The sequence below is a fragment of the Clostridium sardiniense genome, assembly GCF_019753795.1.
Lineage (GTDB): Bacteria > Bacillota > Clostridia > Clostridiales > Clostridiaceae > Clostridium > Clostridium sardiniense.
Genome location: NZ_JAIKTU010000006.1, coordinates 212,263 through 236,923, shown reverse-complemented (window position 1 = coordinate 236,923; position 24,661 = coordinate 212,263). Strand labels below are relative to the sequence as shown.

Below are 24,661 nucleotides of genomic sequence, written 5' to 3'. Positions count from 1 at the left end.
AAACATATATTAAGTAATAGTTTATATGGGGGATTTCATGTTATATAAGAAGTATTTAAAGAACCTAATAGATTGTGATATAATTCATGAACATGAATTTAATAAAGATAATATATTTTGTCATTATTGTGGAAAGTTAATTGAAGATCAAAATTATATTGATGAAATTGAAGGAGAAGTATATTGTTCAATGGAATGTTATAAGAAAAAAATTGAAGAAGAGTATTTTTAAGCTAGTTTTTATAACTAGCTTTTTTTATACTGTAATAAAAAAGTTAAAGTTGCTAATAATAAATTTAATATAAAAAAGGAGGGATATATATGCCTATTCCAGTAATTACATCTATAATTTCGGCATTATCAATTCTAGCTGGCTCAGCACTAGGAGCCTTGTTTAGTTGGCTTATAAATAATAAGATGCACAAAAGAAAAATGAAAGAAGAACATGATATTATAGCGGATAATAGAAAATATGAAGAACGATTTAAGATTAAAGAACTTTGTGCAAATGCAAATGTTATAAGATTAGATATATGCACTTCTATATATCAAAGTATACGAGTAGTATCAAAAAGCAATGATATAAAGTATATTTATCCTATACCAATAAATAAAAATTATTCATGTGCAGTTTCGACTTTAAGTGATAGATATAATATAAGAGAATTAAGTTATTTGTATCAATTATATGGAATAATTGAGAAAGTAAATTACGATGTATTAAAATATAATAAGGGGACACAAGAGAAAAATTATGAAGTCATAAGGGGGTTCTATGCAATATTAGAAAAAATATATGGTGGAAATGTAAATAAAATTTTGAATTTAAATATTGATACAATCTCCTATGAAAATTTATGTAATAATGAGTATATCAAAAATGGATATAAAGATTTATTGAATACACTTAACAAATTATGTACAGAAGAAAATATAATAAAAGAAAAAATCAATTGAATTTATTAAGAAATATTTAAAATATATAAGGAATAATAAATTGACAACTTATAGAAAAATATGTAAAATTCTTATGTATAGGAGTGATGGGGGAGTGAAAAAATCAAAAATAATAATATTAATAGGTTTACTAACTATAGTAACAACACTAATTATAGTAAAGCCAACAGAATTAAATCCTAAACATAAATTCTATTCTGTAAATTCTTTAATAGAATCTTTTGATAATAGCCTTTTACGTGTTCAGGATGATAGATTTAATAATGTAGATACTCAAACTCTTTATGATTGTATATCTAAAAGAAAAAGACTATCCTATTCAGGAAATAATTATGATAAAGTTGAATTAAAAGAGAATATAAAATTATCTGATGCTCAAAAAGAAACTATAATAAATGAATATATAAATAAAGCTAGTAAAATAAATAATTATAAGATATCTACTGAAATTATTCCCTTTAGATTTAAAGGATACGGAATAACTTATAATTATGATTATACAAATGGAAAAAGTTCAGTAATTGACAAAGTAAAAATACCAATAACCCTTGACGCTATTGTAATAAAAGAAGAGGGAAGTTATGTATTTGATTTATTTTGGTTTAATGAGTTAAATTCAGATGATTCTAATAATGAGGTGATAAATTGATAGAGATTAGAAATGTTTCAATGAGTATAGATGATAAATCAATACTTAAAAACATAAGTTTTACTTGTAATGAAGGAAGAATAGTTGGATTAATTGGACCAAACGGAGCAGGTAAAACAACTCTTATAAATTGTTTAACTGGTATATACAAACCATTAGAAGGAAATATATTATATGATGGTATAGATGTTTTTGATAATTCAAAAGTAAAAGAATCTATAGGTTATGTACAAGATGAAAATACATTCTTTTCTAGCTTTAAAATAAAAGATATAAAAAAATATTATAAACTTGCATATAAGAATTTTAATGAAGATAAATTTTTAGAGATGAATAAACTATTTAAAATACCTTTAGATAAAAAAATATTTCAATTATCAAAAGGTATGAAAATGCGTGTAAATATTATGTTTGCATTGTCTATAGGTGCTAAATATTTAATACTTGACGAGCCAACCTCAGGACTAGATGTTATCTTTAAAAAGAAATTTTTTAATTTATTAAAAAATGAAGCAAAAGAAAACAATTCAACTATAATATTAAGCTCACATCATTTAAATGAATTAGAAAATATATGTGATGATATAGTTATTATAAATAATTGTGAGATTTTGTATAATGATAGTCTTGAGAATTTAAATTCTAAAGTAAAAAAGATACAAGTAGCATTTAATAAACCAATATATGAAGAAGATTTCTTAGAATTTAAGGAAGTATTTGCTATTAGTAAAACAGGCCGAGTTTTTACATTAATCACAAAAGACTATAATGATATCTTTATAAAAAAATTAAATAAACTAAATCCCATATTCATAGAAGAAATAAACTTAACTTTAGAGGATATGTTTATTTATCAAGTTGAAGAGGGGAGTATAGATGAAAAATATAATTAAAAAAAGTTTAATTTATCAATGGTTTTATACAACTAAATGGTCAATATTATTAGCAACATTTATATGGACTAGCTATTCTTATTTAAATATTTGCAACCATAAGATTATAGATTTTAAAAATAGAATAGCTTCATTTAATAGTGATAAATTTATTTTAATTGATGTACTTTCAATAGCCGTATTCATTTGCTTAATAATACTAGTATATATTGCTGGAAATGGACTTAAAAAAAGAAGTAAAATGATAGTAATCAGTAGTGGCCCCTACAATAGAAATGAAATCTTCTGGAATAACTTTTTATGTAATATAGGTATAGTTATATTATTTATAGTTATATATATTTATTTAGCTATATGTATTAGATATAAGCATAGTGATGTTTTGTACTATTGTTCTAATTATTATGAAGTACTATTTAAGGATTCGTTTAAGTTATTAGTTTTAGGTATATTAACTATTTCATATTCGCTTCTTATAGATAGACTATTTTCAAATTCTTTTGTTACAATAATTTCAATAGTATTGATACCTGTATCTTTAATTGTTTTTACCATTGTTAATATAGGAATAATTTTTAATACAAATCCAGTTAGCAATAATATCTATTCATATATCATTCGTATTAGAGATGTTTTTCTATCATATTTAAATTATTTTCAATATGAACTTCAAAAAGATGCTTTATATTATTTAGCAGATAATAATAAAATAACTATATTTATTAGTTTTTTAATCCTATTAATATCATTTGGTATTTTATTTATAGTTAAATTGCTAAACAAAAAGGTTAAAATGGAAAATATATCGAACTTTTTTGTTTTTAAAAATGTTAAGTATGTAATAACTTTTTTTGCATCTATTGCAATAGGGTCATATGGATCATATATTATAAATGAAATTTTTATGATTAACTATTTTTATAATGGAAAATATATTATATCATTTATTTTTATAGAAATAATACTTATAATTATTTCTAATATGATTATAAGTAAGCTTATATCTAAGTTTATAAAATAAAAAAGAGGTTTATAAGAAATATTTCTTATAAACCTCTTTTTTATTTTAACAACATTTGTTTTAATTTGTCTAGAGTAGATTTTGTCTTATCTAAATTTAAAATATAATCACTTAAGTTTGAATTTAAATAAGAAACGCCTCTATCAGTTATTGAATATACTTTTTTACTTCTTTTATTTGATATATCTTCACCACTCCATTTTGAAACTACATAATCTCTTTCTTCAAGTTCATATAAGCTTTCATATACAGTACTTGATGAAACTGGAAAGGGCATAGTAGTCGAATCAAACATCTCTTTAAAATCAGTTAGAATTTTATTTCCAAATACTACTTCACCTTTTGATAGCTCCTTAAGAATATATAACATGTATAACATTTTTGTATTTACAACATTTCTTGGTGCTACAATACGATTCCTTTTATCCATTATTATCCCTCCTAATAAGTACTTAACTATATTATACTTTAGTTACATATACTCGTAAATGATTATAAATAAATAACACAATTATATATATTATGAATAGTATATAATAACCAAAGATAAGGAGCTGATTAACATGTCAAGAAGGTGTAGATGTAACAATTGTTGCTGTAATAATAATTGTGGCTGTGGAGGATTTAATAATCGTGGATTTGGCAACTGCGGCTGCGGGGGATTTAATAACGGTGGATTTGGTAATTGTGGTTGTGGATGTGGATTTGGCGGCGTACCATTACTATGGATATTACTTTTAAGTCGTGGGTGCTTCTTTTAAAATATAAAAACTTAGGTTTTTACCTAAGTTTTTATATTTACATATTAAATTATTAATTCATATCTTTATAAAATGATGCTCTTTATGTAGCTTATATTATTGTAAAAACTTAAATTAATATATATAATCATAGAAGAAATACAATATTGGAGGATTATACATGGAAGAAAGATTGCAAAAATATATGGCAAAATGCGGAGTGGCATCTAGAAGGAAATGTGAATTATTAATTACTGAAGGAAAAGTTAAAGTAAATGGTTTATGTGTAAAAGAATTAGGTATAAAAGTAACTCCAAATGTAGATGTTGTAGAATATAATGATAAAATAATTGTACCAGAAGAAAAAAAGGTATATTTACTGTTATATAAACCTGAAGGATATATAACATCTCTTAATGATGAAAAAGGAAGAAAAACTATTATGGATCTAATTAATATTAATGAAAGAGTATTTCCAATAGGAAGACTTGACTATGATAGTTCAGGTTTATTACTTTTAACAAATGATGGAGACATTTATAATAAAATAATTCATCCACGAGTAAAAATTAAAAAGAAATATATAGCAGTTGTAAAAGGAAAGTTTACTCAAAAAGAAATGGATTTATTCATGAATGGAGTAGATATTGGTGGGTATGTAACTGCTAACTGTGAAATTAAGGAAATCTCTTTTGAAAATAATAATTCTACAGTAGAAATAGTTATACATGAAGGTAAAAATAGGCAAATAAGAAAAATGTGTTCGGCATTCAACCATAATGTGGTAAGCTTAAAGAGAATTTCTGTAGGGAATATTAAACTTGGGTATTTAAAGAAAGGTGAATATAGAGAATTAACAAAAGATGAACTTAATTATATTAATTCTTTATAATAAATACATGATATATGTTAAGGAGGATTTTAAATGTTTAATTATGTAGGTGATATTAGTGAATTATCACATAATATAATTAATAAGTATTTAAAAAATAAAAATGTAGCAATTGATGGTACATTAGGAAATGGATATGACACTGACTTCTTATCTTTAAATTTTAATAAAGTATATTCTTTCGATGTGCAAGAGAAAGCTTGTATAAGATATAGTGATAAAAATAAAGATAATGTTACAGTCATTTGTGATTCACACCATAAATTTAATAATTATATAACCGAGAATGTTGACTGTATTATGTATAATCTTGGTTTTTTACCTGGGACTTCAAAGGAAATAACAACAAAACATACTACATCACTAGAAAGTATAAAAACTGGATTAGAAATTCTTAATCCAGGTGGAATTATGACAATATGCATTTATATTGGGCATGATGAAGGTAAAAAAGAACAATCTTGCATATTAAATTTTCTAGAAAAAATCTCAAAAAAAGAATATGGAGTGATGATTCATCAATTTTTAAACAGGAGCAAAACGGCACCAATGCTTGTAGTTATCGAAAAAAATAGTTAAATATAAATTTATTAATATTGTAGTAATTTAATTAATACAAAAATAAAAAACTGTATTTTAAATATATAAAATATGAAATTTTTATTGAAAAATCTATCATTAAGTGATAAAATTGTTATTGCAAAAGATTGTAAAGTAGGTAGATAATAATGGATAAAGATTTTAATGATAATAAAGATTTAATGAGATTAATTCAGATTAAATTTCAAAGATTAAGTAAGGGTCAAAAGCTAATAGCAGAGTATATATTAAATAATTATGATAAGGCTGCTTTTATGACAGCTGCAAAATTAGGAACGTCTGTAGGAGTTTCAGAATCTACAGTTGTAAGATTTGCTAACGAGTTAGGCTTTAGTGGATATCCAAAACTTCAGAAAGCTCTTCAAGAGTTAATTAAAAATAAACTTACTACTGTACAGAGATTGGAGCTTTCTAATGAATATGTATCTGATAGTGATGCACTAAAGGGAGTTTTGAAAGCAGATATTGAAAATATAAGAGCAACCCTTGAAAAGATTAATCCTAATGTATTTGAGGAAGTTGTAAATGAAATATTTAAAGCTAATAACATTTACATATTAGGGCTAAGAAGTTCAACAGCTATTGCAGAATTTTTAGGATTTTATTTAAATATAATTCTTCAAAATGTTAGAACTGTAAGCTATGGAATTTCAGATATATTTGAGCAGATTATAAATGTTAAAGAAGGGGACTTAGTAATTGGTATAGGATTCCCAAGATATGCTTCAAAAACAATCGATGCATTAGATTTTTCAAAAGCAAAAGGAGCTAAAGTAGTTGCATTAACTGATAGTTTAATTTCTCCATTAGCATCTAAAGCTGATTTAGCATTAATTGCTCAGAGTAATATGGCATCATTTGTAGATTCCCTTGTTGCCCCATTATCATTAGTTAATGCTTTAATTATAGCAGTTGGAATGAGAGAGAAAGAGAATATTGCAAATACATTTGGTTCTTTAGAAGCAATTTGGCAAGATTATAATATATACCAAATAAATAATAAAACTATAGGTGAAAATGATGATTAGTCCATATTATTTTATATAGACTTTTTAGAAATTAATATATTTATATAACAAATGACTTTATGAATATTCATAGAGTCATTTGTTATATAGAAAAGTTCAATTTATACGTATATTATCCAAATATATTTATCTAAAAAATATATTTGGATAATATAAACAAAAAAATCTAAATAACAATATGTTATTTAGATTATATTTATAAATATCTTATTTTAGTTAACTTTTTTTTTCTAGTGTAGTACAATTGTTTTAGCAATTAATTAAGGAGCTGATTAAATGAGTAAAATAGTAGTTATAGGAGCTGGCCCAGCGGGAATGATGGCAGCAATAACTGCAAGTGAAAATAATGAAGTGATTTTAATAGAAGGAAATGATAGATTAGGAAAAAAGTTATTTATTACAGGTAAGGGAAGATGTAATGTAACTAATAGTAAAGATATTTCAGAATTTTTCAACTATATTCCTGGGAATCCTTATTTTTTATATAGTTCTTTATATACTTTTACTAATGAAGATACTATTAATTTCTTTGAGGATGAAGGTATTAAATTAAAGGTTGAAAGAGGAGGGAGAGTTTTTCCAAACTCTGATAAATCTTCAGATATTATTAAAGGTTTATCAAAAGCTATTACAAAATGTAATATAAAAATAATGCTTAATAGTAAAGTAACTAGAATAATAAAAAATTGTAATAAAATAACTGGAGTTGAAATAAATAATAGTAATATAATCGAAGGAGATCACTTTATAATATGTACAGGTGGTGCTTCATATCCCCTTACAGGTTCTAGAGGAGAAGGTCAAAGATTTGCTAAAGAACTTGGCCATAAAATAAAAGAATTAAAACCATCACTTGTTCCAATAGAGATAAAGGATGAAATAGTAAAAGATCTAATGGGTCTATCTCTTAGAAATATTGAGCTAGCTATATATGAGAATAATAAGAAGGTATTTAAAGATTTTGGAGAAATGCTCTTTACTCATTTTGGTATATCAGGACCTCTAGTTTTAAGTGGGAGTAGATTTATTAAAAATAATAAAAATTATGAAGTAATAATTGATTTAAAGCCCGCTCTAGATATAAAAGCCTTAGATTTAAGAATACAAAAAGATTTTAAAAAATACATAAATAAAGATTTTAAAAATTCTTTAGATGATTTATTACCAAAAAAGATTTTACCTATAATTATAAAACTATCAAAAATTAATGAAAATAAAAAGGTTAATGAAATAACTAAGGAAGAAAGAAGAAATTTAGTTCATTTAATAAAAAACTTTAAACTTACAGTAAAAGGTCTAAGACCTTTAGAAGAGGCTATTGTTACAGCTGGAGGAGTAGATACAAAAGAGATAGATCCTTCAACAATGAGAAGTAAAATTATAGATAATTTATCTTTTGCAGGAGAAGTAATAGATGTTGATGCTTTTACTGGTGGATATAATGTACAAATAGCATTATCTACTGGATATGTAGCTGGAAGTAGTATCTAAAATGCTTGTTATAAAAAGAATATAATTATATAATGATACTTATAGTTGTTATTTAGAAAGGTGGAAAATAATTTGAAATTATCAGTTGCAATAGATGGTCCAGCGGGAGCAGGAAAAAGTACAATAGCTAAACTTGTAGCGAAAGAATTTGATTTAATGTATATAAATACTGGTGCTATGTATAGAGCTGTTGCTTTAAAAGCATCAGAAAATAATTTGAAAGCAGAAAACATTTCAGAAATCTGCAACTTAATATTAAATATGGAAATGCATTTTGAAAACGATGATTTAATTTTAAATGGTGAGAATATACAAGAAAAAATAACTATGCCAGAAATTAGCTCAATAGTTTCTGCATACGCCTCAATACCAGAAGTTAGAAAAATGCTTGTAAAACTACAAAGAGATATGTCAAATAAATATAATGTTATAATGGATGGTAGAGATATAGGAACAGTTGTATTAAAGGATTCAAACTTTAAAATTTTCTTAACTGCAACTCCAGAAGAAAGAGCAGAAAGAAGATATACGGAATTAGTAAATAGAAATATAGAATGTTCTTATGATGAAATATTAAAAGATATAATAAGAAGAGATCATGAAGATAGTACAAGAGCCATAGATCCATTAAGAAAAGCTGATGATGCCGTTGAAATTGATACAACTGGCCTAAATATTGAGCAAGTTACAAACAAAATAAATGAGTTTATAAAATCTAAGATTAATTAGTATTATATTAGGAGTACAATTATGAGAAAAGTAATATTAGCAGAAAATGCTGGTTTCTGTTTTGGTGTACAAAGGGCAGTAGAAAAATCTATTGATATAAAAAATCAATATGGGAAAAAAATTTATACTTTAGGTCCACTTATTCATAATAGTGATGTTGTTAAATATTTAGAAGAAAATGATATTTATTCAATGGACTACAATAATATAGATGAATTAGTAAATGGTGATGTTATTGTAATAAGGTCACATGGGGTACCAAAGGACGTAGTTGAAAATCTTAAGTCTAGAGGTCTTGAAGTTATAGATGCAACTTGTCCATTTGTTACTAATATACAAAAGAAAGTTGAAAAATATTCAGGTGATGGATATAACATAGTTATATTGGGTGATAAAGATCATCCAGAAGTTATTGGAATAAATGGATGGTGCAATAATAAAGCAACAATTACGCCAAATGGAGAATTTGATACAAAAATTTCTGATAAAATATGTGTAGTATCACAAACTACAGAAAAAGAAGAAAACTGGAATACTACTATTAATAATTTAGCTACTATGACAGATGAACTTCTATCATTTAATACAATATGCTCAGCTACAGAGGTAAGACAAAAAAGTGCATATGAATTATCTAATCAAGTAGATGCTATGATTGTTATAGGTGGTAAACATAGTTCAAATACAACAAAGCTTTATGAAATATCTAAAGCAAATTGTGAGAATACTATTCATATTGAAAATTCATTAGAATTAACAGGTGAATTTATAAATAAAAACTTTAAAAAGATTGGTATTACAGCTGGTGCTTCAACACCAGATTGGATAATTAGGGAGGTTATTGATATTATGCAAGGTGAAAACATTAAAAATGATGAACAATTAAAATTAATGAATGAAATGGACAAAAGATTCCACATTGGGGATGAAATAGAAGGAGAGATATTATCTATAGCTAGAGATGAAGTTGTTGTATCACTTATTGGTTATAAATCTGATGGTATAATCCCTTTTAGAGAATTAACTGCAAAGGTTGATCCTAGTGAATATGCTTCAAATCTTAATGTTGGTGATACAATAAAAGCTAAAGTAATTAAACTCAACAATGAGAATGGATTTGTTGTTTTATCTAGATTAGAATATGAAAAAGAAGAAATAGTTTCTTCACTTGAAAAACTATTTAATAGTGGTGAAACTTTTGAACTAAAAATTTCTGAAATAAAAGAAAAAGGGCTAGTAGGTTATTATAATGGAATAAGAATATTTGTTCCTGCATCACAAATAGATATGAGATTTGTTAATAATAAAGATGAATATAAAGGTCAAACTTTAGTTGTTAAACTAATAGATTTTAATAAAGAAAATCCTTCAAGAGTTGTAGCTTCAAGAAGAATTATTCAAGAAGAGGCAAAGGAGATTAATGAGCAACAAGTTTTAGGATCTTTAAAAGTTGGAGATATAGTAAAGGCTGAAGTAAAAAGATTTACTAATTTTGGAGCATTTGCAGAGGTAAATGGTGTAGATGGATTAATTCATTTATCACAAATATCATGGAATCATGTGAAAAAGGCTGAAGATTATCTAAAGAGTGGAGATATAATTGATGTTAAGGTTATTGAACTAGATAAAGAAAATAAAAAATTGTCACTTAGCATTAAAGAACTTACTCCTGAACCTTGGAAAAATGCTTCAGATAAATATCCTGAAGGCTCAGTTGTACTAGGTAAAGTTGTTAGAATAAATGATTTTGGAGCATTTGTCGAATTAGAGCCTGGCTTAGACAGACTTGTTCACATATCTAAAATAAGTCATGATAGAATTAATAACCCGAGTGATGTCCTAAAAATAGGTGATGAAATAAAAGCTAAAATATTAGCTGTAGATGAAGAAAATAAAAGAATAAGTTTAAGCATGAAAGATGTTTAATATATTATAACCCCTATTTTAGGGGTTATTTTAAAATAATAATTTATGAGGTGGGTATTCTTATATGGTACATTATGAGAAATTAAATAATAAAAATTTCTCTAATCTTACAACGTTAGTAAATGAGTTTTTTTATATAAATAAATATAGATACAATATAATTTCACTTTATAATGATTTAAACTTCATAAAAAGAATGTTTTATAAAAATCAAATAATAATGATACTATTTGATAATCAATATATAGGTTATATATATTTTGAACAATCTTCTATAGATACTATTGTTATTAATGATTTATATATAAAAAATGAGTTCGTAAAATTAGTGAATATAGATAATATAAAAAAATTTGAAAATAAAATTATAGCTTATCAAACTTATGAAGATGAAATAACAAAAGAGATTCTTATTAACAATTGTTTTAGTAAGAGTAGAATAACTAAATTATTAAAATATGATTTATATTCTAAAATAAAAATATCAAATAATACTAATATTTCATTTAGAACCTTTATACCTAATACTGATGAGGAGTTACGATGTAAAATACAAAATGAGATTTTTAATGATACGGGAAGAGAACCTCTTCATATAAAAGATATTAAATATGAAGAAAGTCAGAAGTATTATAAAAAAGATTTATGTATTTTTATCTTATTAAATAACAAAGAAATAGGATATGGACAAATTGTATATAATAAAAATATGTATATGGTAGTTAACTTTGGTATTTTAAAAAAATATAGGGGATTGGGATATGGACAGTATCTATTAGAATATCTTATAAATCTATCCTATGACATAAAGCTATCTGAACTATATATAAGAGTCGACTATTCAAATTATAAGGCACTAAATCTTTATAATAAAATAGGTTTTAAATTTATAGGATATTATAATACATGGATAAAGGCATAATAAGAGTATATAGAATACGTAATATTTATTACTTTATATAACTATAAAAGTTTTAATTAGAATTTAGATATTAAAGTAAAAACTAAATAAAACATAGATAATATTAAATATTATCTATGTTTTATTTCTTCATTTTTTTATGCTATAATACATTAGGTAATTTTAAAATATAAATATGTTTATAAGTCGGAGGAAATATAATGGAATTTGATATAAAAAAGTACAAAGATACTAAGAAAAGTAATACAGGAAAACATTTCTTTATCACTACATATGGATGTCAAATGAATGAAGAAGATTCTGAAAAACTTTCTGGAATGTTAAAAAGAATAGGATATACAAAAACAGAAAGTATTGAGGATGCTTCAATTGTACTTTTTAATACATGTTGTGTTAGAGAAAATGCGGAGAATAAGGTTTTTGGAAACTTAGGTATGATGAAAAAATACAAAAGGAAAAATCCAGATTTGATAATAGGAATATGTGGATGTATGATGCAACAGGAAGGAATGGCCGATAAGGTATTAAAAACATTCCCATATGTAGATATTATTTTTGGTACTCATAATTCATATAAATTTCCTGAATATCTTAATAGAGTAAAAACTGAAGGTGTTCAAGTTAAAGAAATATTAAATAAAGAAACTGAAATAATAGAAGGAATTCCAATAGATAGAGAAAATAGTACGAAGGCTTTTGTTACAATAATGTATGGTTGCAATAACTTTTGCACATATTGTATAGTTCCTTATGTAAGAGGTAGAGAAAGAAGTAGAAAGTCTGAAGAAATAATAAAAGAAATTAAAGAATTAGTATCAAAAGGTTATAAGGAAATAACTCTTTTAGGACAAAATGTTAATTCATATGGAAAAGGTTTAGAAGAAACAATAGACTTTGCAAAATTACTTAGATTAATAAATGAGATAGATGGATTAGAAAGAGTTAGATTTATGACTTCACATCCAAAGGATTTAAATGAAGATGTAATTTCTGCTATAAAAGAATGTGATAAACTTTGCGAGCAAATTCATTTACCAGTTCAAAGTGGATCAAACAGAATTTTAAAAGAAATGAATAGACATTATGATAGAGAGAGATATATGTATCTAATTAATAAAATTAAAGAAGAGATACCTAATGCAACTATAACTACAGATATAATAGTTGGTTTTCCAGGTGAAACTGAAGAAGACTTTAATGATACATTATCATTAGTTAAAGAAGTAGGTTATAATGCTGCTTATACATTTATTTATTCAAGAAGAAATCATACTCCTGCAGATAGAATGGAAAATCAAGTTCCAGATGATGTAAAACATGAAAGATTTAATAAGCTTGTACAAGCTGTTAATGAAGGTGTTATAAGAAGCAATAAGGAATATGAAGGGAAAATAGTAGAAATTTTAGTAGAAGGACCAAGTAAGAATGATGAAACAAAATTAATGGGAAGAACTAGAAATGGAAAATTAGTTAATTTTGCAGGTGATAAGTCACTAATAGGCCAACTGATTAATTTAAAAATTGTTAGAGCTCAGCCATTCTCACTAGTAGGAGAATTATTATAAAATTTTAAAATAAGGGATAGCTTAGTTATTTAGCTATCCTTTTTATTGTATATAGGTTGCATATAAGTTAACTTTAATTTATTCTATGTATATATTCAAAAATGTAGGTGAATTTAATGATAAAACAAAATTTTATAGAAGGATTTAATAGAAGCGTAACTACACGAAAGATAAATGATGGTATGAGGGTTCTAAATAATGATCTAGTTGAAAATATAGATTATTTATATAATAGCTCAATAAATGAGATAAATATAAGTACAAATGTTATTTCAGAAGACCTTTATAGTAAATATAATTGTAATATAAATATAGATTCAAACCTTTATGAGGTTATTAATATCAAATGTACATGTAGAGATTTTGAGAATAATGAGCTTAAATCTAAAAACTATGCTTGTAAACATCTCTGTGCTTCATTTTATAGATTTTTAGAAAAATTAGAAGATGATTCTACTTTAAAAGAAAACCTTAAAAAGAATAATTTCTTTGAGCTAAATAAATTATTAGATAGTAATAAATCTAATACTATGCTAGATTTATTATGCAATAATAAGGATTTATTAAAAATTGATGTTTATATAAATAGAAATTCTTGGTCTCATAAAATAGGTGCTGAATTTAAAGTTGGGTTTAAAAATTCTAGGAATTCAAAAATGTACTTATTAAAAGATATAAATATGTTTCTTTTAAATAAATATAATTCTATCCCTATTTCATATGGAAAAGATTTCACTTTTGACATAACTAAACAAAAATTTTCTTATAATGATGTACAGCTTTTTAAATTTATTGAAATGTTAAAAGATATAGATGTAAATTCAAATAACTTTAAACGAAGTCAAGATAAACATATTAATGGCAAGGAAATTTGGATACCTAAAGGTATGTTAAGAATGTTTTTTGAGATCATTAAGGAAAATAGAATATTTTTAAATACTGGTTTTTATTCTAGAAAAATAGAGAGTGAAATAATTGTTGATGATATTCCTCTTCCTATAGAATTAAAAGAAAAAAATAATCTTATTTCTTTTATACTTCCTAGAGGACTTCCAGAAGATTTAGGAGGAAGTGGTGATGTATTTCTTTATGATACTATAATATATATACCATCAATGAAGCAATGTGAAAAATTATATCCACTTATCAACACATTTATTAATACAGATGAGATTACTTTTTTAGAAAGCCAGAAAGATAGAGTATATAAAGAGCTTATACCTACTATTAATGATTTATCTAATACAGTAATACTTGATAAAAATATAACTAAAAATATTGTATCAACTCCTGTAAAATTTAAATTTTATTTTGACAGAGATAAAATGATTTTTTTAAAAGTAAATGTTAAATATGGTGATTATGAATTCAATATATTCGATGAAATTAAGGATGTATATATTTATAGAGATACTATAAATGAGACTAAAGTTATAAATAGTTTAAAAAGTATTGGTATAGAAAAAATCGATAATAAGCTTTTTGCATTTTTGCGTGATGATGATGTTATATTTGATTTCTTTAAGACCAAAGTGCATATTCTGCAAGAGTTAGGGGAGGTATTCTATTCTGAAAGCTTTAAAGGTGTACTAAAACTTAATAAAAATAATTTTGAAGTTGAGGTCCGCAGAGGCAAAAATGATTATTTTGAATTTAAATATTCAATATCAAATATATCAGAAGAAGAATTTTATAACATACTAAAAAGTTTTAAAGAAAATAAAAAATATTACAAATTAAAAAATGGAGATTTTTTAGATTTAGAAGAAATCCAAATAAAAGAATTTTTAAGATTAATTGATACTTTAAATGATAAAAAACTCTCTGATGATACAATTGCTTTTACAAAAGGAAAAAGTTTATATGTAAATAAAAAGTTAACAGATTTATTTGGAGTATTTAAAGGAAATTCTATTTTAAATGATATATCAAATAGATTGTCTTCTAATAATCTATCAAAATCAATTATACCAAAAGGATTAAATGCTAATCTAAGAAACTATCAAGTTTATGGGTTGCATTGGTTTAAAGAATTATCAGATCTTGGGTTTGGTGGAATTTTAGGAGATGAGATGGGATTAGGTAAAACTCTTCAAGCCATTAGCTTTATATTATCAAAAGAAAAAAGCAAGTCAATAATTATAGCTCCAACTTCTTTAATATATAACTGGAGAGATGAGTTTTTAAAGTTTGCTCCAAGTATTAAAGTAGGTCTTATAAATGATACTAAGAAAAAAAGGTTAGAAATTCTAAATAATATTAAAGAGTATGATGTAATAATAACTACATATAACTTGTTTAGAATAGATTATGAGTTGTATAAAAATATTGAATTTGATTTTTGTTTTTTAGATGAAGCTCAATATATTAAAAATTTTTCAGCTAAAAATACAAATGCATGTAAAAGAGTTAATGCAACCAATAGATTTGCACTTACAGGCACCCCTATTGAAAATAATTTAATGGAGTTATGGTCTATTTTTGATTTTATTATGCCTGGTTTCTTATATGATAAAGATAGTTTCAACTCTAAATTTAATAGAACTCTAGATGAAGATGAAGTTATACTAAACGAATTAAGATTATTAATATCCCCATTTATTTTAAGAAGGCGTAAAAAGGATGTTTTAAATGAATTGCCTGATAAAATTGAAAAGATAATCAAAGTAGATATGGATAAAGAGCAAAAAAAGATATATGCATCTTATGCAAAATATATAAATGATATAATAGAAGATAAGGTTAAAAATGATGAACTTAATACAAGTAAGATTGAGATATTATCATATATAACTAAATTAAGACAAATTTGTTTAGATCCATCTCTTGTAATGGAAGATTATAAAGGTGCTAGTGGTAAATTATCTGCATTAAGGGAGTTATTAATTGATATGACTTCTGATGGACATAAAATATTAGTATTTTCTCAGTTTACTTCTGTATTAAATAAAATTAAAGACATGTTGCAAAGTGATGGGTTATCTTATTATTATTTAGATGGATCTACGAAATCATCTACTAGACAAGAATTGGTTAATAGGTTTAATAAAGATGATACAAAGGTATTCTTAATATCATTAAAGGCTGGCGGTACTGGATTAAATTTAACAAGTGCAGATGTTGTTATACATTTTGATCCTTGGTGGAATCCAGCTGTAGAAGAGCAAGCTACTGACAGAGCTCATAGAATTGGTCAAGAAAATATTGTTGAAGTTATAAAACTTGTTTCTGAAGGTACTATTGAAGAAAAAATTATCAATCTTCAAGATCGTAAAAGAGAACTTATTGAGAATCTTATAGGCAAAGATTCTTTAAATAATAAATTATTTAGTAATCTATCTAATGAAAATATACTAAAACTTTTTGATAGAGATTTATAAAAACTCATAAAATTTCATTAGATTAAGACAATACCTGCGAATCTAAGGTATTGTCTTGTTTTTTATTACAAGATAGTTTAACCAATCTAAAATTATTAATTAGGCTAAATTTGTTTTAGAAGTGAGAGGAATTGCACTATAACATAACTTTAAAATATCAATAAGTGAATATAAAGCTTTAAATTATTTAAAAATGGCACTTCATATATTTATACAGAGAATTTTTAATTATAGTATAATTAAAACAAGATAAATTAGGTGTTAAATAAATATAAGTAATAGATATTATTGTATAATATCAAAAGAAAATATATTATACTATATGTTTTTTACCTAAAATAATTTGAAAATGCTATGTTTAAAAGTGCTTTTATTTATTCAATTAAATTTTTATGTTATACTTCATTATGTTATAATCTTATAGAAATAAGTAAATATCATTGATTCAGTACTTATTTATGACGATTTCTCAAATTATGTAATTCGTCATAAATCCGTCATAAATAATAAGTAAAAAAACGTTAAAATAAGTGGATTTTATTCTATATGAAATATATGGTAAGTGTCTCTAATCCTTGATATTAAAAGGATTAAGTATAAAAAAGTTAAAGGAAGTGAAAGTGTATGGCGTTAACTCCCATGATGAAACAATACTTTGAAATAAAGGAAAATTATAAAGATTGTATAGTCTTTTTTAGATTAGGGGATTTTTATGAAATGTTCTTTGATGATGCTAAAACTGCATCAAAGGAACTTGAATTAGTATTAACAGGCAGAGATTGTGGTTTAGATGAAAGAGCACCTATGTGTGGTATACCATTTCATGCCTCTTCAGGATATATATCAAGATTAGTTGCTAAGGGTTATAAAGTAGCTATTTGCGAGCAAGTTGAAGATCCAAGTGTAGCTAAAGGTATAGTAAAAAGAGATGTAATTAAAGTTATAACACCAGGTACATATGTAGATAGTAATAGTGAAAATAATTCTAATACATATCTATTAGCTATATATGAAGAAAATAATAATACTGGAATTGCATTAACTGATATAAGTACTGGAGAATTTAAAACAACATCATTTACTACTATTAAAAGTACATTATTTGATGAGATAACAAAAATTAATCCAAAAGAAATAATAGTTGATATAAATATAACTGATAAATTTACAGATGAATTATCAAGTTATACAACTGCATTATTAACCAAAAAGGATTTATCTAGCTTTAGAACTACTGATGATGAATTAGTATCACAATTCAGTGAAGCAGAACTTTCAGAGTTAGATAGTGCCAGTAAAACAGCATGTAAAATATTACTCAAATATGTTTATGAAACACAAAAAATGAGTCTTGCAAATATAAATTTTCTTGAGAAATACGATATAATTAATTATATGACTATTGATGGTAGCTCAAGAAGAAATTTAGAGCTTACTGAAAATATAAGAGAGAAGAATAAAAAAGGTTCTTTACTTTGGGTGATGGATAAAACATGTACTTCAATGGGAGCAAGAGTCTTAAGAAAATGGATAGATGAACCTCTTATATCTAAGTTTGAAATAGAAAATAGACTAGATGCTGTAGAAGAACTTTATAATGCAATAAGTCTAAATGAAGATATCAGAATTGCACTTAAAGATATATATGATATAGAAAGAATTGTAGGAAAGATAGCAAATGGAAATGTTAATGGAAAAGATTTAGTTTCTCTTAGAGCTTCACTTGATAAATTACCATATATAAAAGAAACTTTGGGATATTGTAAATCTAGTTTGCTTAATGAATACTATGAAGAGTTAGATATATTAAAAGATTTAAAGGAATTATTATATAATGCAATTTTAGATGATCCTTCAATGAGTATTAAAGAAGGAAATATAATTAAAGATGGTTATTCAGAAGAAGTTGATGAATTAAGAAAAGCAAAACTTCACGGTAAAGAATGGATTGCATCTTTAGAAAACTCAGAAAGAGAAATTACTGGAATTAAATCTTTGAAGGTTGGATACAATAAAGTCTTTGGTTACTATATTGAAATTAGAAAGGCTAATTATTCATCAATACCAGAAGGTAGATATATAAGAAAGCAAACTCTTGCGAATGCTGAAAGATACATTACTCAAGACTTAAAAGAAATGGAAGATAAAATTTTAGGTGCAGAAGAAAAGCTAGTTAATCTTGAGTATAATTTATTTTTAGATATACGAAGCATTGTATCTGAAAAAATATCAAAATTAAAAAAGAGTGCAAGAATCATTGGTAACTTAGATTCAATATCAACTTTATCAATCATTGCTTTAGAAAATGATTATGTAAGACCTAATATTAATGAAAATGGATTAATAAAAATAACTGATGGACGACATCCTGTTGTAGAAAAAGTAATCGGCAGAGGTGAATTTGTTTCTAATGATACATTACTAAATAGTAATGATAATAGACTTTTATTAATAACTGGACCTAATATGGCTGGTAAATCAACTTATATGAGACAAGTAGCACTAATAACATTAATGGCTCAAATAGGATCATTTATTCCAGCTAAGGAAGCAGATATATCAATATGCGATAAGATTTTTACAAGAATAGGTGCTTCTGATGATCTTGCAGGAGGAAAGTCTACATTTATGGTTGAAATGTGGGAAGTATCAAATATTTTAAATAATGCGACCCACAAAAGCTTAGTATTATTAGATGAAGTCGGAAGAGGTACATCAACATATGATGGACTTAGTATAGCTTGGTCAGTTATAGAACATATTTCAAAGAATAATAATTTAAAATGTAATACATTATTTGCAACTCATTACCACGAACTAACAAAGCTTGAAGGTAAAATACCAGGAGTTAAAAATTACTCTGTTGCAGTTAAAGAACTAGAAGATAATATAATATTCTTAAGAAAAATTATTGAGGGTGGAGCAGACCAATCATATGGTATAGAAGTTGCAAAACTTGCTGGTCTTCCAAAAGAAGTAATAGATAGAGCAAAAGAAATATTGGATGAGTTAGAAGGAAATAATACTTATGAAAATAGTACTAAAGAAGTATTAAAGAAAGAATATGAAAAAGAAATTGCAGTTGAAAGAATTGAAGAAGAAAGAGTAGAAGAATCTATTGTAAATAAAAAAATTAATAATACTAACAATGACAATATGCAACTTGACTTCTCTTTCATGGAAAAAGAAAATCTTATAAAGGAGCTTTCAGAAGTGGATATTTTAGAATTAAATCCTCTTGAAGCTATGAATAAACTCTATAAATTAGTTAGTGATGCTAAGAAGTTAAAATAGGGGTTGATAAACTTTGAAAAGAATAAATTTACTTGATGATAATACAGCAAATAAGATAGCAGCAGGAGAAGTAGTCGAAAGACCTTCTTCTGTTGTAAAAGAATTAGTAGAAAACAGTATAGATGCCGGGGCTAAAAATATAACTATTGAAATAATTGAAGGTGGCTGTAACTTAATCAAAATAATCGATGATGGGGATGGTATACATCCAGATGATATAAAGAAGGCCTTTCTTCCTCATGCAACAAGTAAAATAAAGAGTGTTGAAGATATATTTTCAATAAATACTTTAGGGTTTAGAGGTGAAGCTTTGGCTTCTATTGCATCTGTTTCTAAAGTTAATTTAAAAACTAAGATTTCTGATAATGAGTTTGGTAGAGAAATATATATAGAAGGTGGAGAGATTTTAAAAGAAACTGATTGTGGAACTAATAATGGAACTGCAATTGAAGTTAAAGACTTATTTTTTAATGTACCAGCAAGGAAAAAGTTTTTAAAGTCTTTTACAAGAGAAGGATCTATTATTACAGATATAATAAATAGAATATCTATATCTAACCCTGATATAAGCTTTAAACTATTTAATAATGGCAAAAAGGTTGTAAATACTTTTGGAAATGGAAATGTAAAAGATGTTCTAAGATCTATTTATGGGAAAAAAATTAGTGATAATTTGATCTATTTTAAGAATGATAGAGATTTTATTTCAGTAGATGGTTTTATTGGGAAAGAAGAGATAGCTAGAGGTTCTAGAAATAATCAAAGTATCTTCGTTAATGGAAGATATATAAAAAATAAAACACTAGTTGCAGCGGTAGAAAATGCATTTAAATCTTTTAGTACAGTGAATAAATTTCCTTTCTTTGTATTATTCATTAATGTATATCCTGAATATATTGACGTTAATATACATCCAACTAAGGCAGAAATAAAATTTAAAGATGATAGAGTTATATTTAAATGTGTATTTGATGCAGTGCACAAAGCACTTAAAGAAGATGTATTTAATGAATTTAAATTACCAGAAGAAACAATTGCTAACTCTACAAGAATAGAAAACTTTGAAATGGATTTAAATATAAATGATGATAATATTAAGTTTAACTCATTTGAAAAAAATGAGAAGTTAAATAGAGATTCTCTTGACTATTCAGCAGCAATAACTGAGCAGAAAGAAGAACTTAATAAATTAAAAGAAAAGCTAATAAATAAAGATATTCCTATACATAGTTTAAATGATGATAATATAAATATTGAATATAGCTATGATACAAATCATTCTCCTATAGATACTAATGATAGTTCTTCGAATATATTATATGAAAAACATGAATATTCAAAGCCTACTGTATCTATAGATATAAATACAGATACAGAAAGTTCTATTACTGTAGAAAGGATCGCAAAATTTCCGCCATTAAGGATAATAGGACAATTTAACAAGACGTATATTATAGGAGAATTTAATGAAACATTATATTTAATTGATCAGCATGCAGCTCATGAAAAAATATTATTTGAAAAATATATGAATTCAATAAAAAATGGGTCAATTGTAGTTCAACCTTTACTAGTACCTACTATTATAGAATTAACAGTAGATGAATTGGCTTTTTATGAAGAGAACAGCACTGTTTTTAGTGATGCTGGATTTAAAATAGATTATTTTGGTGGAAATACTTTAGCATTAAAAGAAGTTCCTTACTTTTTAGGTAAATTAGATTCTAAATCATTATTTTTAAGTATTATAGATGATTTGAAAAGTTTAGGAAGCGGAAAAACAATTGATATAAAATATAATAAAATTGCAACCATGGCCTGTAAATCTGCTGTAAAAGGAAATGATTTCTTAAACGAAAGAGAAATGATTAAATTAATTGAAGACTTAAGATTTATTGAAGATCCATTTCATTGTCCGCATGGCAGGCCAACAATAATAAAATTTACAAACTTTGAATTAGAGAAGAAATTTAGAAGAATAGTTTAAAATAAAAGGATGAAATTTTTTATGACAAAGAAAAAGATATTAGTTTTAGGTGGACCTACAGCTGTAGGAAAAACAGCTCTATCCATAAGGCTTTCAAAAAATTTGAATGGAGAAATTATTTCAGCAGATTCAATGCAAATATATAAATACATGGATATAGGTTCTGCTAAAATTACTAAAGATGAGATGGAAGATATTAATCATTATATGATTGATATAGTAGATCCAAATATTAAATTTTCAGTATCTGATTATAAACATTTAGGTGATAAATTTATAAAGAAAATTGTGGATAAAAATAAACTACCTATAATTACTGGGGGAACTGGTCTTTATATAAATGCATTAACTTGTAATATGGATTTTACCGATGCTGAAATTGATGAGAATTATAGAAATTACTTAGAAAATGAGGCTAACTTAAAAGGAAATGAATATATACATGATTTATTAAAAGATATAGATCCTATAAGTTATAAGGAGATACATTATAATAATAGAAAAAGAGTTATAAGGGCTCTTGAAGTTTTTAAGCTTACTGGAAAACCATTTAGTTCATTTAATGCTGGAAATGATTTTTATAAATCTGATTATGATATTTACTATTATGTATTAACAATGAATAGAGAAAATTTATATTCTAGAATAAATAAGAGGGTAGATATCATGATAGATAGGGGGCTAGAAGAAGAATGCATAAAATTAAAGCAAATGGGATATACTTCATCTATGCAATCAATGCAAGGTATTGGGTATAAAGAGATGTTATATTATCTTGAAGGTAAGATTAAAAAAGATGAAGCTATTGAAATGATAAAAAAAGGATCAAGAAATTATGCTAAGCGTCAATTAACCTGGTTTAGAAGAGATCCTAGAGTGATTTTTCTAGATAAAGATATTATGACAGAAGAGGAAATAGTAGAGAAAATAAGTAATGACATTAATATGAAGTAGTTGTATAATATATTTAAGGTGTATTGGTAATTTGGAGGTGTCTTATGAATAAACAACAAAATAATTTGCAAGATATTTTTTTAAATGGTGCAAGAAAAAATAAAATTTCAGTAGAAGTATATCTTACAAATGGATATAAGCTAAAAGGATATGTTAAAGGATTTGACAGTTTTACAGTTGTGTTAGATTGTGATGGTAAACAAATGTTAGTCTATAAGCATGCTGTTACAACAATAACTCCAGCGAAACCTATTCTATTTGCAAATAATGACGTAGATAACGCTTAATAAATAGGCACATTGTTGCCTATTTATTTTTGTGTTTAATTTATACAGGAGGCTAATATGTTAAAAGCAACAGAGGAATTAATTATAAAAAAACATAATATAAAACATAATGCATTTGAGCTTTATAAAAAAGCTTTAGAAGATGTAGAAGATGAATTTAAAAAGTTAGATGAAATTAGAGAATATAATCAATTAAAAGTTCTTTCTGCATTTCAAGATGAAAGAATAAGTGATAGCCATTTTACAAATACTACAGGATATGCTTATGATGATATGGGTAGAGATGGTTTAGACAAAGTATATGCAAGAGTATTTAATACAGAAGCTGCTATTGTTAGACCACACTTTGTAAATGGTACTCATGCTATTGGTACCGCTTTATTTGGTAATCTACGTCCTGGAGATACATTACTTGCAATATCAGGACAACCATATGATACATTACACGGAGTAATTGGAATAAGTAAAGATACTGGAATGGGATCTCTTATAGAATACGGGATTAAGTATAATGAGATTGACTTAATAGATGAAAAATATTTTGATTTAGAAAAAATAAAAAAAGCTATACTAAATGATTTATCAATAAAAATGGTACATATACAAAGAAGTACTGGATATAGTACTAGAAGTTCACTTCAACTTAATCAAATAAAAGAAGTGATTGAATTAGTTAAAAGCTTAAATGAAAATATAATAGTTTTTGTTGACAATTGTTATGGTGAATTTGTAGATATAATAGAACCTACAGATTTTGGTGCAGACTTAATGGCTGGCTCTCTAATAAAAAATATAGGAGGAGGGATTTCTCCAACTGGTGGATATATAGTAGGTAAGCAGAAATATGTTGATAATGCTTCATATAGATTAACTGTTCCAGGAATAGGTGGTGAATGTGGTGCCACACTTGGAGTTATGAGAACATTATTCCAAGGATTCTTCTTGGCCCCTCATGTAACTATTGAAGCTGTAAAAAGTTCTATTTTTTGTGCAAGAGTTATGGAACTTGCTGGATTTGAAGCTAAACCCGCTGCAAAAGAGAAAAGAACAGATATAGTTCAAACAATTATATTTAGAAACAAAGAAAAATTAATTGAATTTATCAAAGGTATACAACAAGGATCACCAATTGATTCATTTGTTCATTGTATTCCAATTCCAACTCCAGGTTATGAAGATGAAGTAATAATGGCCGCTGGAGCATTTATACAAGGTTCTTCAATTGAACTATCTGCAGATGCTCCTATTAGAGAACCTTATATTGCTTATATTCAAGGTGGACTTACATTTGATCATGCTAAAATTGGTGTATTAATTGCTTTAAATAAAGTTTTAAATTCTTAAAC

Annotated in this window: 21 protein-coding genes; 20 read left to right on the top strand and 1 reads right to left on the bottom strand. The window is 25.4% G+C overall.

The genetic code is table 11. The features are described 5' to 3' along the window. Positions 1-37 precede the first annotated feature (37 nt). The 5 genes from K5V21_RS09375 (at position 38) to K5V21_RS09355 (ending at position 3,520) form a co-directional block, all read left to right on the top strand. Positions 38-232 carry a hypothetical protein gene (locus tag K5V21_RS09375; RefSeq protein WP_204596291.1) on the top strand — a complete coding sequence of 65 codons (195 nt, stop codon included), beginning with the start codon at positions 38-40 and terminating at the stop codon, positions 230-232. 89 nt (positions 233-321) lie between these two features. Continuing rightward, positions 322-957 carry a hypothetical protein gene (locus tag K5V21_RS09370; RefSeq protein WP_221861041.1) on the top strand — a complete coding sequence of 212 codons (636 nt, stop codon included), beginning with the start codon at positions 322-324 and terminating at the stop codon, positions 955-957. 94 nt (positions 958-1,051) lie between these two features. Next, complete coding sequence (locus K5V21_RS09365; protein WP_204596293.1) at positions 1,052-1,606, top strand: hypothetical protein; 555 nt, start codon at positions 1,052-1,054, stop codon at positions 1,604-1,606. Next, positions 1,603-2,499, top strand: coding sequence for an ABC transporter ATP-binding protein (locus K5V21_RS09360; RefSeq protein WP_221861040.1), 897 nt, complete (start codon positions 1,603-1,605; stop codon positions 2,497-2,499). The genes K5V21_RS09365 and K5V21_RS09360 overlap by 4 nt, the downstream gene beginning before the upstream one ends. Further along, positions 2,483-3,520 carry a hypothetical protein gene (locus tag K5V21_RS09355; RefSeq protein WP_221861039.1) on the top strand — a complete coding sequence of 346 codons (1,038 nt, stop codon included), beginning with the start codon at positions 2,483-2,485 and terminating at the stop codon, positions 3,518-3,520. The genes K5V21_RS09360 and K5V21_RS09355 overlap by 17 nt, the downstream gene beginning before the upstream one ends. A 40-nt stretch (positions 3,521-3,560) precedes the next feature. Here K5V21_RS09355 and K5V21_RS09350 read toward each other — a convergent pair whose 3' ends face one another. Beyond that, a complete protein-coding gene (locus K5V21_RS09350) occupies positions 3,561-3,950 on the bottom strand; it encodes a PadR family transcriptional regulator (RefSeq protein WP_221861038.1) in 390 nt (129 codons plus the stop codon). Positions 3,951-4,083: 133 nt separating this feature from the next. Here K5V21_RS09350 and K5V21_RS09345 point away from each other — a divergent pair, with 133 nt between their 5' ends. The 15 genes from K5V21_RS09345 (at position 4,084) to K5V21_RS09275 (ending at position 24,659) form a co-directional block, all read left to right on the top strand. Continuing rightward, positions 4,084-4,281, top strand: coding sequence for a hypothetical protein (locus K5V21_RS09345; protein ID WP_221861037.1), 198 nt, complete (start codon positions 4,084-4,086; stop codon positions 4,279-4,281). A 160-nt stretch (positions 4,282-4,441) separates the two neighbouring features. Next, a complete protein-coding gene (locus K5V21_RS09340) occupies positions 4,442-5,152 on the top strand; it encodes a pseudouridine synthase (protein ID WP_221861036.1) in 711 nt (236 codons plus the stop codon). 33 nt (positions 5,153-5,185) lie between these two features. Further along, the gene (locus K5V21_RS09335) at positions 5,186-5,731 is read left to right on the top strand and encodes a tRNA (mnm(5)s(2)U34)-methyltransferase (RefSeq protein WP_221861035.1); all 546 of its coding nucleotides are present in this window, start codon (positions 5,186-5,188) and stop codon (positions 5,729-5,731) included. 149 nt (positions 5,732-5,880) lie between these two features. After that, positions 5,881-6,780, top strand: coding sequence for a MurR/RpiR family transcriptional regulator (locus K5V21_RS09330; protein ID WP_221861034.1), 900 nt, complete (start codon positions 5,881-5,883; stop codon positions 6,778-6,780). A 276-nt stretch (positions 6,781-7,056) separates the two neighbouring features. After that, positions 7,057-8,271 (top strand): BaiN/RdsA family NAD(P)/FAD-dependent oxidoreductase, encoded by a 1,215-nt coding sequence (locus K5V21_RS09325; RefSeq protein WP_221861033.1) that lies wholly within the window; start codon positions 7,057-7,059, stop codon positions 8,269-8,271. Positions 8,272-8,343: 72 nt separating this feature from the next. Continuing rightward, positions 8,344-9,000, top strand: coding sequence for a (d)CMP kinase (gene cmk, locus K5V21_RS09320; protein ID WP_221861032.1), 657 nt, complete (start codon positions 8,344-8,346; stop codon positions 8,998-9,000). A 21-nt stretch (positions 9,001-9,021) separates the two neighbouring features. After that, positions 9,022-10,926, top strand: a complete 1,905-nt coding sequence (locus K5V21_RS09315) for a bifunctional 4-hydroxy-3-methylbut-2-enyl diphosphate reductase/30S ribosomal protein S1 (RefSeq protein WP_221861031.1) — start codon at positions 9,022-9,024, stop codon at positions 10,924-10,926. A gap of 64 nt (positions 10,927-10,990) precedes the next feature. After that, entirely contained in the window at positions 10,991-11,848 is an 858-nt protein-coding gene (locus K5V21_RS09310) for a GNAT family N-acetyltransferase (RefSeq protein WP_221861030.1), read from the top strand. A gap of 200 nt (positions 11,849-12,048) precedes the next feature. Further along, positions 12,049-13,413 carry a tRNA (N6-isopentenyl adenosine(37)-C2)-methylthiotransferase MiaB gene (gene miaB / locus K5V21_RS09305; RefSeq protein WP_221861029.1) on the top strand — a complete coding sequence of 455 codons (1,365 nt, stop codon included), beginning with the start codon at positions 12,049-12,051 and terminating at the stop codon, positions 13,411-13,413. A 116-nt stretch (positions 13,414-13,529) separates the two neighbouring features. Then, a complete protein-coding gene (locus tag K5V21_RS09300) occupies positions 13,530-16,793 on the top strand; it encodes a DEAD/DEAH box helicase (protein ID WP_221861028.1) in 3,264 nt (1,087 codons plus the stop codon). A gap of 624 nt (positions 16,794-17,417) precedes the next feature. Next, positions 17,418-20,087: a DNA mismatch repair protein MutS gene (gene mutS / locus K5V21_RS09295; protein WP_221861027.1), complete on the top strand. Its 2,670-nt coding sequence runs from the start codon at positions 17,418-17,420 to the stop codon at positions 20,085-20,087. Positions 20,088-20,100: 13 nt separating this feature from the next. Further along, a complete protein-coding gene (gene mutL / locus K5V21_RS09290) occupies positions 20,101-22,074 on the top strand; it encodes a DNA mismatch repair endonuclease MutL (protein ID WP_221861026.1) in 1,974 nt (657 codons plus the stop codon). Positions 22,075-22,095: 21 nt separating this feature from the next. Continuing rightward, on the top strand, positions 22,096-23,028 hold the full coding sequence (miaA, locus tag K5V21_RS09285) for a tRNA (adenosine(37)-N6)-dimethylallyltransferase MiaA (RefSeq protein WP_221861025.1): 933 nt from the start codon (positions 22,096-22,098) through the stop codon (positions 23,026-23,028). A 44-nt stretch (positions 23,029-23,072) separates the two neighbouring features. Beyond that, positions 23,073-23,315, top strand: a complete 243-nt coding sequence (hfq, locus tag K5V21_RS09280) for an RNA chaperone Hfq (RefSeq protein ID WP_204596312.1) — start codon at positions 23,073-23,075, stop codon at positions 23,313-23,315. Positions 23,316-23,372: 57 nt separating this feature from the next. Further along, entirely contained in the window at positions 23,373-24,659 is a 1,287-nt protein-coding gene (locus K5V21_RS09275; protein WP_221861024.1) for a methionine gamma-lyase family protein, read from the top strand. The last annotated feature ends 2 nt before the right edge of the window (positions 24,660-24,661 follow it).

Bases quoted from the DNA above. Each gene is read 5' to 3' on its own strand.
- K5V21_RS09355 (WP_221861039.1), top strand. From the start codon at position 2,483: ATGAAAAATATAATTAAAAAAAGTTTAATTTATCAATGGTTTTATACA.
- K5V21_RS09300 (WP_221861028.1), top strand. From the start codon at position 13,530: ATGATAAAACAAAATTTTATAGAAGGATTTAATAGAAGCGTAACTACA.
- K5V21_RS09325 (WP_221861033.1), top strand. From the start codon at position 7,057: ATGAGTAAAATAGTAGTTATAGGAGCTGGCCCAGCGGGAATGATGGCA.
- K5V21_RS09375 (WP_204596291.1), top strand. From the start codon at position 38: ATGTTATATAAGAAGTATTTAAAGAACCTAATAGATTGTGATATAATT.
- K5V21_RS09350 (WP_221861038.1), bottom strand. From the start codon at position 3,950: ATGGATAAAAGGAATCGTATTGTAGCACCAAGAAATGTTGTAAATACA.
- K5V21_RS09370 (WP_221861041.1), top strand. From the start codon at position 322: ATGCCTATTCCAGTAATTACATCTATAATTTCGGCATTATCAATTCTA.
- hfq (WP_204596312.1), top strand. From the start codon at position 23,073: ATGAATAAACAACAAAATAATTTGCAAGATATTTTTTTAAATGGTGCA.
- K5V21_RS09330 (WP_221861034.1), top strand. From the start codon at position 5,881: ATGGATAAAGATTTTAATGATAATAAAGATTTAATGAGATTAATTCAG.
- K5V21_RS09310 (WP_221861030.1), top strand. From the start codon at position 10,991: ATGGTACATTATGAGAAATTAAATAATAAAAATTTCTCTAATCTTACA.
- K5V21_RS09315 (WP_221861031.1), top strand. From the start codon at position 9,022: ATGAGAAAAGTAATATTAGCAGAAAATGCTGGTTTCTGTTTTGGTGTA.
- K5V21_RS09275 (WP_221861024.1), top strand. From the start codon at position 23,373: ATGTTAAAAGCAACAGAGGAATTAATTATAAAAAAACATAATATAAAA.
- K5V21_RS09345 (WP_221861037.1), top strand. From the start codon at position 4,084: ATGTCAAGAAGGTGTAGATGTAACAATTGTTGCTGTAATAATAATTGT.
- miaA (WP_221861025.1), top strand. From the start codon at position 22,096: ATGACAAAGAAAAAGATATTAGTTTTAGGTGGACCTACAGCTGTAGGA.
- K5V21_RS09335 (WP_221861035.1), top strand. From the start codon at position 5,186: ATGTTTAATTATGTAGGTGATATTAGTGAATTATCACATAATATAATT.
- K5V21_RS09340 (WP_221861036.1), top strand. From the start codon at position 4,442: ATGGAAGAAAGATTGCAAAAATATATGGCAAAATGCGGAGTGGCATCT.
- mutS (WP_221861027.1), top strand. From the start codon at position 17,418: ATGGCGTTAACTCCCATGATGAAACAATACTTTGAAATAAAGGAAAAT.
- miaB (WP_221861029.1), top strand. From the start codon at position 12,049: ATGGAATTTGATATAAAAAAGTACAAAGATACTAAGAAAAGTAATACA.